This is a genomic window from Pedobacter sp. 01N416 (assembly GCF_056399685.1).
The window spans coordinates 1-10,836 of the sequence record NZ_JBFTRT010000151.1 but is presented as its reverse complement, the minus strand read 5'-3'; the positions used below and the strand labels follow the sequence as shown (position 1 = coordinate 10,836).

The 10,836-nt window shown below is 41.5% G+C and carries 8 protein-coding genes; all 8 read right to left on the bottom strand.

From position 1 onward, the window contains the following. Positions 1 to 3 precede the first annotated feature (3 nt). Positions 4 to 594, bottom strand: coding sequence for a YceI family protein (locus AC1DND_RS10355; RefSeq protein ID WP_477581386.1), 591 nt, complete (start codon positions 592 to 594; stop codon positions 4 to 6). 48 nt (positions 595 to 642) lie between these two features. Then, positions 643 to 1,959, bottom strand: a complete 1,317-nt coding sequence (locus AC1DND_RS10350; protein ID WP_477581384.1) for a hypothetical protein — start codon at positions 1,957 to 1,959, stop codon at positions 643 to 645. A gap of 23 nt (positions 1,960 to 1,982) precedes the next feature. Then, on the bottom strand, positions 1,983 to 2,600 hold the full coding sequence (locus AC1DND_RS10345) for a YceI family protein (protein ID WP_477581382.1): 618 nt from the start codon (positions 2,598 to 2,600) through the stop codon (positions 1,983 to 1,985). A gap of 295 nt (positions 2,601 to 2,895) precedes the next feature. Further along, positions 2,896 to 5,214: a glycosyl hydrolase family 95 catalytic domain-containing protein gene (locus tag AC1DND_RS10340; protein ID WP_477581381.1), complete on the bottom strand. Its 2,319-nt coding sequence runs from the start codon at positions 5,212 to 5,214 to the stop codon at positions 2,896 to 2,898. Between the two features lie 228 nt (positions 5,215 to 5,442). After that, entirely contained in the window at positions 5,443 to 6,789 is a 1,347-nt protein-coding gene (locus tag AC1DND_RS10335; protein ID WP_477581379.1) for a sulfatase-like hydrolase/transferase, read from the bottom strand. Positions 6,790 to 6,812: 23 nt separating this feature from the next. Then, the gene (locus AC1DND_RS10330; RefSeq protein WP_477581377.1) at positions 6,813 to 8,066 is read right to left on the bottom strand and encodes a DUF2264 domain-containing protein; all 1,254 of its coding nucleotides are present in this window, start codon (positions 8,064 to 8,066) and stop codon (positions 6,813 to 6,815) included. A 10-nt stretch (positions 8,067 to 8,076) separates the two neighbouring features. Continuing rightward, positions 8,077 to 9,315, bottom strand: a complete 1,239-nt coding sequence (locus AC1DND_RS10325) for a glycoside hydrolase family 88/105 protein (RefSeq protein ID WP_477581388.1) — start codon at positions 9,313 to 9,315, stop codon at positions 8,077 to 8,079. 197 nt (positions 9,316 to 9,512) lie between these two features. Then, positions 9,513 to 10,836 (bottom strand): discoidin domain-containing protein (locus tag AC1DND_RS10320; protein ID WP_477581375.1); only part of this gene is annotated, 1,324 nt, incomplete at its 5' end.

Sequence of the window (10,836 nt, the reverse complement as noted above, 5' to 3'; positions counted from 1 at the left end):
GAATTACCCTGCCCGTTCCATTTTTAAAAAGAAAGCCACAACCAGTTTATCTTTAGCCCGGATGAGCCTGCCTATTTTTTTTGAAGGAATCAGTTGAAAATCAGAAAAATTAATGGCTTGTTGTCCTATCAGCTCGATAGTGCCCCGTTTAACATTTATCTGATAACAGATTTCGAATCTTTTTAATACCCCTGCAAGTGTGATCTCCACATCTCCCTTAACAAAACTATTCAGACCTTCGGAAGGGATTTCTTTTAAGGACAGGAATTTGATCCTTAGGACTGGAAACCTGTTTTCCTGCAGTGTATTGAGTAGTTGTTTAGTCATCATCGCACTCTTACAATCAAAATTTTTCAGCTCCAGATTTAAGGTTCCTGAAAGCGCAATATGGTCTGTTTTATCTTTCGAAACCAGAACGGTATCGGTTTTGGGATACCGCAGGATTACACAGGAAAAGCGGTTTATATTGGTGGATCCATTAACAGTGAGCATACTGTTTTCACTCACTACCCATCTTGAGGTAGTTTTGGTTTCCCCTGCAGGTCTCAAGCCGGCCGATAGCAAAAAAAGGATAATTAACAGTGGCTTCATCATGATTTTTAAAGGCCGGAACAAAATCGTTCCAGCCAAATAGTTTATTGGCTAAAATCCTACAACAGCCTGGATTACATAACCTTTGAATTTTCCTCCGCTTCGGAAATCCGCAGTTGGGAAATCTTTATATTTCTGGCTCACATATTCGCCTTTTAACAATATGTTTTTGGTCATAAACCATCCCGCAGCAATGGCAATGCGGTCTATTTTTACATCATTATTATAAGTTATTGCAGGTGTTGTTCCGGCAGCTGGCACATTAGCCATTGCGGCGGTAACTACATTATATTTTGCACCAATAAAGAAATTTTCTGTCTTTCCGAACCTATAAACGCCATCTATTGCCATCTGCTCGGCTCCTCTGCTACCTACCTCCGTTTTTGATCTCCCCTTTGCGTTTTCATAAGTTGCAAACAGTTCTAGCCCCTGAAATTTTATAAACGCGTTTAGTTGAAGGGCATTGACTTTTTTGGTAAAACCGGGGTTAAACCGTCCGGAGAAAGCATTAGTAGTATTTACTGCGCCAACTTTTTCCAGCACCATAAAATAGTTAGACCCGGTACGGTCGCCGCCATATAAGGTCTGTCCGCCTGAACTGTTATTGCTATAATAAGAGGCTGCAAAACGCACCCTCAAATCACCGTTCAATTGTTTATCAAAGCCGCCTTTTATATAAACGGCTGGTGATTTGTGCACATTTGCATCCTGGGGAGTCGCGATCAGGCTATCGATATTACCTTTGATCATTCCATTTGAAACACCGATTAAACCAAACAGCGCATTTTTTCTTACTAAAACTTCGCCGCCTATTTCAGTTGTAAAACCATCCATGATGTAATTTTCAATAAAAGGATTGTAGATCGTTTGCCCGCCATCCGACCTGCGGAAATGCTGATCGCCATAGTTGATTTCCATGTGCCCGATTTTGATGGTTGTTACCGACATAATATCTTCCCACAGTTTGCCTTTAAACGGCAGTTTATCAAACTGTATATATCCACCCTTCACCCAGGTTTCGTTGTGGTGGCGGGAAGAAAGATAGCTCGTGAGGTTCAGCCTGATCCCATCTGAGAGTTGTACATCCATGAACAGATTGGCATTGGCAGTATTAAAACCAGGGGTCATTTTATATAGTCCGCCCGATGTGTTTTCGTGTTTCAGCCCTTGAAAAGACTGGGTAAATCCCGCACCAAAACGGACTTTTATTTTATCAAACCCGGCATTGCTATCTTTGGGTGCTTCAAAAACATTAATACCGGATTTATCATAAGGCCTAAGATTGGAAACCTGTGCCTGTACCCCAAAGCTATACAAACTCGTAATTGCTACCGCTAGGGCAGAAACTCGTGTAAATTTATTTTTCATGATTTTATCTTAGTGATGAACTGTTATTTTGCTACTGATGCCTTAACATATTCGAACTCGAACCGGACAACGAGGTTGTTCCCCACCTTCATTGTGCCAAGCATAAAACTTGGTGGTTCAATACCATAATCGGTTAGCATTAATTGCTCGTTGCCATGGCAACTGATGGAACCATCTGCATTTACCAAAGCCATTACCTTCATTGAAAGGCTCTGTGTTTTCCCGGCAATAGTCAGAATTCCTGTTGTCTGGATAGCATACCGTTTTGCCTGTACCATGGTAACTGTTGCAAAAGTGAGCTGATAGCTTATCTTAGGAAACTCAGCTGCGTTAAGCGTTTTATAGGTACGGCTGTCCATAGCAGATTTACCGCTTTTGAGGCTCTTTGCTGCCAGGGTAAATTTTAGGGCTGTTACGTCCGTCATTTCACCACGGGCATTGAAATTAAATGTACCTGTGCTTTCGAACTGTTTGGATGTCATCGACCAATCGTGAACATTGGATGTGCCCGTTACCTTAACTGAACTGCTGGCTGTTTGCGAAAGCTGATATGTTGTTTGCGCCACTGTAACCAGCGGGAAGAGCATAAACAATAGGATGATAGGCCTGATTTTTTTCTGGAATATGTTAAATGTTTTCATAGCAGGGTTATTGGATTAAACTGTTGGTCAAACCTACCCTGTTCTGCGTCAAATTTTGTGAGGCGCACCAGATTGAAAACTGATGGTCGTCACTTTTCAACCACATCAACATCCTGAAAATCAACAATAATTTATAAAAAGGGCTTTTCGGCTAAAGTTCACCTGATTCCGCTCCAAACGGTAGCCTCAACTATTTGCCATGCAGTATTAAAGGTATCTTAAAGATTGACCAAAATATATCCAATCAGGCCAGGTCGGACCTATTCATTTTTAAGCAGTCTACTGCCTCTTTTAATCAAAACTCAGCGATCAGCTTTTGTCCTTTATTGAGATAAACCTCATATACTCCGTCTATTTTATTCACGTTTTTGACGTTCCACTTTGGTGTTTTTCCCATAAAATTATCTTTAATGCGAAGTTTCCCACTTTTGCCTGCTGTAATACTGAACATGAAAATCTTTTTGTTTTTTCTGATACCCGATACCATATAACCGCCTTCGGCCCTTAGGTTTGAAAAAGAAACATCTGCCCATTTTTGAGGTACAGCAGGAAAGATCCTGATCACGCCGGTATGTGGCTCGCCGGGTGTAACACTCCAGCTTTGCAGCAACATTTCGTGTACAGCCTGCGAGGCCAGAAAATTACCTTCTAAAGTAAATGGACGATAAGTAAAACCCGAATAGCCGCTTTTGGTCTGATCGCCGTTTGCATGAAATCCATTCCGCAGCACGAAAGCTTTAACAAAAATATCGAGGTTTTTAACGGCCGCTTCACCATCTCCTACTCTTGCCCTCAGGCAGCTCATCCACGAGAAACTATAGCCTACCCAGGCACGGGTACCGAGTTTATCCCAACTTTTCATGGTAGGTTCAATTATCTCCTGGTCTTTTTTACCACTTTCGGTATTGATCAGATTGAAAGGATAAATGCCGATGATATTGGATAAATGCCTGTGGCTGGTACTGAGTTCATAGTTGGCATCTAAAAGTAAGGTGCCATCGGCTTTGGTGTGAAAATCGCCCAAAGCTAAAGCTGCATCTGCCCATTTCTTACTTTCTGTAATTTTACCGCATTCCAATGCCATTTCTTTTAACGAAAGAAAGAGCATTTTTAAACTCATCAGGTCGTAATTGCTATTGGGTGTTAACCAGGCTTTCGGACTATTGTCAAAAATTTCAGGGGAGGATGAAAGCGGCAATTTTAACAAACCAGTGCTGTCCTTTTTCAATAAAGCCAACATGCATTCGCCAACTTCAGCGCTCCATGGATAAGCTTTTTCTTTTAGAAACTGATCATCGGCCGTATACAGCCAATGCAGGTAGAACAAATGTGCACTCCAGGCACTCATAGATGGCGACATGCTGTATTGTCCCCAGCCACCTAAAGGCTGGCCGGAATACGACATTACGCCAGGACAGGCTAAACCGCCTGTTCCATAAAAATCTCTGGCAAAGGCCCTAAAGAAATCACGGCGAGCCCAAAGAAAATTGAGGTAAGAAGCGCCTTCATCATATCGCCCCGATTCCTGGTAGGCCATATAAGTCATCTGTGTATTAAGGTCATTGTGGTAATCGCCTTTCCAAGGTGGCAAAGCACCATTATCGGCTGTCCAAACACCTTGCAGTGGCATTGGTGGGGCATTTAAACGTGAAGCCGCACCATAAAAATATTGTACCAGGTTATATTGTTTTTGAATAGCCGTATCAGGTATTGTTACACTCGATTTCTCCCAAAATGTTCTCCACCATTTTACATGGGGTTTGCGCATGGCTAGATAACCTTTGTTTAATGCCTTGGTACAACGCTCGCGTGCCAGGGCTAAAGGATCCTTTGTATCTTGTGTTGACGTAATGGTTAGGGCAAGTAAAGTTTCATTACCATTTTTTTTAGTCTCTACATATACACAATACCGAAGTCCTTCTGATGCATCCTGAATATACCATTGTGCATTACCATTCTTCCCGTGTATTGCATCGGGGTAACCCAGTTTGTTTACAGAACCACCACTGCTTGGCCCGGCCTGTCCTTTTTTGTTGTTATTGTATACATCCATCGGACTCAAAAGATCAATGGCTTCAGGAACAATTCCTTTGATTGAAAGAATGGCGACAGGGTGAGTTGCACTATACAGCGCATTTATTGTTGCACCCGAATTAAAACGGGCCACTCCTTCGGCAGTTGATTCCAATAATTCAAATTCTTTAACCTCCTCCTGGTCAGGAAATTTAAGTTCTATTCTGCCTGCTGGCAGTTTGGTCGGACTCACACCTCGATATGCACCATCCCACCAGGAGGTAATGGCACTAAAGTTCTTTTGGGCAATCATTTCTGCCCCTTTTTGATAATTGTACTTTTTCCACCATTCGCGCTCTCCATGCGTGCGCTCGTCCCATAAATCGCCCCGGTCTAATGATAGTTTGATGGTGTTTTTTTCACCCCATAATAAACCGCCCATTAAACCATTGCCTAAAGGAAGTGCTTCATCCCAGGTAGTTACTGGTGCTTTTAGCACCAGGTTGTAGCTGGCATCGGGTAGAATTGTTTTTTGGGCACTTGCAGCAAGGCCTGCAAAAAGGCTTAAAAAGAGTAAATTGGTTTTAAAGAATTTTATCATATCGTAGTTATCATGGTCTGCATCGACTAAGCTATATCGATTTTTTTATTTTTATTCTCTTTACTTTTTGTGGTCCATATTTCAAAGTTTACTATTTATGCTAATATATACCATTCTAAATTTTGGTTCAATTGTAGTTTGCATCAGTATAAACCGATTGCCTTGTGCTTAGCCAGCGCTAAACACCTTTATTTTATAACATATTAAAATGATTTTATCCCTGTCCGATCATTGCATATTATTCGAAAATGCGATATTTAAGGCCTTTACGATGTCGGGATGCTGCTGAGCAACGTTTATTGTTTCGCCTTCATCAAGTTTAAGATTGTACAATTCAGTACGATTTACAAGTTTCCAATCCCCACTTCTTATCGCAGTTTGTTTACCATATTTCCAATACAAATTTCGCTTAAGATCTCCTTGATCAAAAAGAACCGCCCTAATATCTGCTCCATCTGTATGTACCTTTTTAGAGGCTCCGATGATCGCTGTAAGCGTAGGCATAAGATCCATATTAACCAGAGGTGTATTTACAACCTGTGCTGATTTGATCATAGCCGGCCAACTCAGTAGGGCGGGCACTCTTATACCACCTTCCCATAAATCAGCTTTCTGTCCTCTTAGTTTTCCATTGCTTGCATGCCCGAAATAACTTTGTGAATATCCGCCATTATCAGAAATGAACCAGACCATTGTATTTTCTATAACACCTTCCTTTTTAAGGCGGGCGATTAACCTTCCCACGTTATCATCTAAACAGGTAACCATTGCCGCATAAGTCCTGCGATACAGATCAGGAATGTTGGAGACTCTTTTCAAATATTTCTCCGGAACCTGCAGTGTATTCAGATTTATCGCACCTGTTTGTTTAGGATTTTCTAGGGATAGTGTGTAATCCACCATGTTTTCAGGATCTGTTTTGCCATAATGGGGCGCATTGTATGACAGATAAAGAAAGAAAGGCTGCTCATCTTTAGATGCTGAATGGATAAAATCAATAGCATGATCAGTGAGAAGATCTGTACTATAACCTTTTTCATCCTTAAGCTGGCCATTCACATACCAGTCTTTTTTCAGTTGTCCATATGAGTGTAGAAAATAATCAATGCAACCACCAACTGACCCTGTAAAAAGGTCGAAACCATAGTCTACCGGAAGGTTTAAAGGATTAGCCTGCCCCAGATGCCACTTACCTATAATCCCTGTTAAATACCCTTCTGATTTAAAGCAGTTAGCCAGTGTAATTTCACTTGTATCCAGATAATTTTTATCATTTGGCATAAGCGCAAAAGTGAGGTTATGTTTTGAGCGTTGAGGGTATGTGCCGGTAAGCAACCCATATCTCGAAGGTGTACATACGGGTGCAGCCACGTAAAAATTAGTAAAACGGATGCCTGTCTTGCCAATTTTATCGATATTGGGTGTGGCAATTTCGGCGCCATAACTACTCAAATCCCCATAACCCATATCATCAACATAAATAATAATTACGTTTGGCCGGTTTTTTACGGTTTGCCCATGAGCTAAATTAATACAACCAATTAACAGGAAAACAAAATAATAGATCGGCTTCATATCCTTGATGAGCGGTTTTAAGTTTACTTACCTGATGAATGGTCTTTTAGAAAAGAGCTGCCCGTCCAGGCTTTTTGAGCGGTCCAAGGTGCAGCTGCTTCTGTCCAAAATGCATTGTCGGCGGGTAACCCTAATGGCAAAAACCCAAGTGTTGCCATATAAAGGCTACCGGTACAGGTATATGGATCGGCAATTTCTGGCTGGTGGCCGTTAAATCCTAAAACCAACCATCCCTGCGCATCAAAATTTTGATCGCCAGCATACATATTTTCGAACACTTTGGTCAGTGCACAACGCACTTGCGCGGGGCTTAATTCTTTAGGTAATTTTTGATCCAGCGCAATCTGCCCTAAGGCTTGAAAAGCTGCTGTACGGTAAGTTACACTTCTTCCTATCGGTGGGTATTCGCCTGTTGAAGAAATCATGCGTTCGGTAATCTGGGCGTAACGTGCAGCCCTGTCTGTGGCCTTGGTTAGCTGTGCCTCAGCCATCTTTTTCTTGGCTACCATAACCTTCAAAATGTCTATCATCATCGGATGGATAACATAAGAATTGTAATAATCGGTACTGAAGCTCGATCCATCAGAATACCAACCGTCTCCAACGTACCATTCATTCAGCTTGTTAATGGCTGTCATGGTGCGGTATGGTTCGTACTCCTCTCCTACGCTTAACAGCCAGGCCTCTTCTATGGCTTGGAACAAAAGCCAGTTGTTATATGCACCGGTTCTATTTCTTAACGATTTAATCTCGGCTATATATCTTTTTTGTGTGGTTTCGTTTAGTGCTTTCCAAATGTTAGGCGCACGTAGAAACCCCTGCACTACATAAGCTGCATCTACAATCGGCTGTGCGTCTGTTCTGAAATTGATGTAATCAGCACTTGATGGATCAACCGCATTGCTTAAGGCTCGAATGGTCTCAGCCTTAAACTTTGCCCTTAGCTTCCCCTCTTCCGTATCATCATCTGGCAGGCTTAACCAAGGGGCAATCCCCGCAAAAGTACGCCCTAATGCTTCTGTATAGCCTACCTCCCTTACATTGTTATAATAGTGTGGCGCTACCTCGGTAGCCATATTTTTTTTCAATGTATTATTGGCCAGGTTATGGATAACGGGATAGGCAATTTTATACAGGGTTTTAACCCAAAAGGCTCTGTCTTGTGCGCCGCTTGCTACCGGATCTGTTTTCGTTTTCTTTGGTTTTTGTGCGTCGGCAACGGTACTTGTTGTTAAAAGTATTATGCATAACAAAAAGGCGTATCTAAGATTGTTCATGGCTAAATGATTATTTTGTGCTGATTTCGAAAAATTTGCTGGCTCCAGCGTTAAGGTCCGTGGTGATGTAAAGCCCTGTTATTTTTTCATCTTTATAACTCACATTTAAAGGCACAATTTGCCCACTGGCAGCATCTCTGGCTATTAATTGTTTGGGATCTTTTACTTTAACTTTTTTTACAACCTGAGGCCATGCAACCTTTATGGTTTGATTATTACTGTCCGACGATCCGTTGTATGCTTCGGCAACAATACTTTTATCGTTATGCGCCAGGTTTAAACGGAACATTTCGCTGCCTGCCAATAAAAAAGCGCCAACACCATAAACATCAGTATCCTCATAACCAACTTTATCGGGCGCAGCACCCTGAGCCTGTACAAAACCCAATTTCCCATCAGGATGAACAGAAGAACTAAGTGCATCCCATGCTTTAGAAATTACGCTTTCGTATTTTTTGTAGGGAATAAGTCCGTTGTTTACTCCCCAGGCCATTGCATAACAGATAAATCCGGTACCACTGGTTTCTTTTGAAGGATAACTTTCGGGATCGAGCAAACTCGCATGCCAGCTTCCATCTGCCTGTTGCAGCGAGGCCAGCTTCTCAGACATGCTGACAAACAACTTTACCAATTTTTTACGCTCAGGGTGATTTTGGGGTGTTACCGATAATAGCCGTACTAAACCACCCATTACCCATCCATTGCCCCTGCTCCAGAATACCTTGGTTCCATTTTTTTCTTTTTTGTTAAAATAACGGCTATCGCGGTAAAAAAGATGCTCGTCTTTATCGTATAAATAGGCTGAAGATTTCCACCAAAGTGCGATCGATTTATCCAGATATTTTGCATCACCAGTTGCCTGGCTTAAATAACCCAAAGCTGGCGGCCCCATAAACAATGCATCGCACCAGGCCCATTCGCGGCTATAAATACCATTTTTCCATTCCAGGCTTTCTACATGTGGTAAAGAAACAATGGTATCGGCCAGGGCTTTAAACTGCTGGATATATTCAGGCCTTTTATAAATACTATACAACTGCGAATAGAGCTGACCAACACAATAGTCGTCTGCCATAAACCGGGCTCTACCGGTGTTCCATTTGTTATCTTCACCAACCTGGATCAGCTTTTTATAATAACTATCGGTATCGGCCAGGCGTGCCCATGCCATCATTCCTGCATACATTGCGCCATTGGTCCAATCTTTTTTCGGATTTAATGATCTGCTTAATAAATTTTGATCATTTATTGTTTATTGGGATATAGTTTAATGTGTAGTAAAAATTCTCGCGATATGCAGGTATATTAAAGGGTAAAATTGTTTATTTGGCCAGTGATTCTATAGGGAAAATCTTAAATGAATAGTGCGAAAACCTTAAACTTTAAGATTTCCGCACCATTTATTGTAATAAACTCATTACTTCCCAGCTTAGCTTGCGCTTCTGGTTAGTTTTTATAAATGCTCACTTCGGCAACGCATGATTTATCAGGTTCTGCCGTGTCGTAATTAGATTTAACAATGATCTTAAAATACCGGAAGGTCCTGGCAGCACTAAATGGCAATTTCGAAGCGGCTTTAACATTCGGAACCACATAATCTCCTGCCGACACCCAATTTACATTGTCGGTACTGGTGAGTATTTCAACATTTTTAACCATTCTATAAACGTCCTGACGCTGGTTAATGGTAAGTCCATCAGCCTGTAACTGTTTACCCATATCAACAATCAGGTGATGGGGCAACTTTGCCGCAGGCTCAGAAAATTTCGCAAACCAAAATGTACCTAAGTTATCATCAATTATTTTTGATGCTTCGTAAGTGGCTTCTTCAGAACTTACACCAATAACCTTCCAAGCTGATTTATCGGGACCAGGGGTTATATTGATGATTGGAATATTGTTCAAAAAGTTAAAATCGTAGGTCGTATTGGTAATCATCCCGTTCTCATGAACTAGTTTTACTTTTAATTCTGCCGGATTGTTCGCTTTATCAGTATTTCTCATTTCAGTCATCGGCATTTCTACATAAAAACTATCTGTACCAATTATTTTTGTACTCCAGGTTACTGCATTATAGTCTTTATTCACTCCTACGCCTTCGTTATTAACATTAGGGTCAAGAAAATAGGCAACACCCGTAACCGGAACGCTGCTGGTAAACCTGCCTGAGGCAATAATAGCCCCTTTAGTAGCTGAATAAGAAGCATACATTTTTTTGATATTCGCTGTTACCGCCCCATAATAAGTGATGGAAGTATTCGTTTGAAAAACCTGATTGCTATTTAAAATGGCACAATCTGCTTCGGTAAGAAATGTAGGTGATTTCCCATAAGTTCCATTTCCGCTTCCCATTAGTGAAGTTCCGTAGTTCGGGTCATTTATTCTTGACTCCCGCTGTCTGTTGTGGTCAAGATTTATACCATGTCCCAGTTCGTGCATTAATCCCCCCAGCCCGGTAGTACTGGTAACTTCTTCTCCACGATCGGGCCAAAAACAGTATTTTCCGTAACCTACATAGGGGTTGCCGATGCCGCTTGGTATGGACGGACTTATGACAAGTGAATGATCACTTGATTTTAGACCAGGATGGGCAGCAAAATAGGCTTCGACTTCGGCTGTGATGGCATCCAGGTGATCTGTAGTATACTTATCGTAGGTATACTTTGCGAGTATGGTTATTATTTTTATCCTGGTTTTGCTCGGATTGGTCAATAATCCAAAGCTTTTAAATCCATATCCATTAAGCTTCATCTGATTGCCATAATAGGTC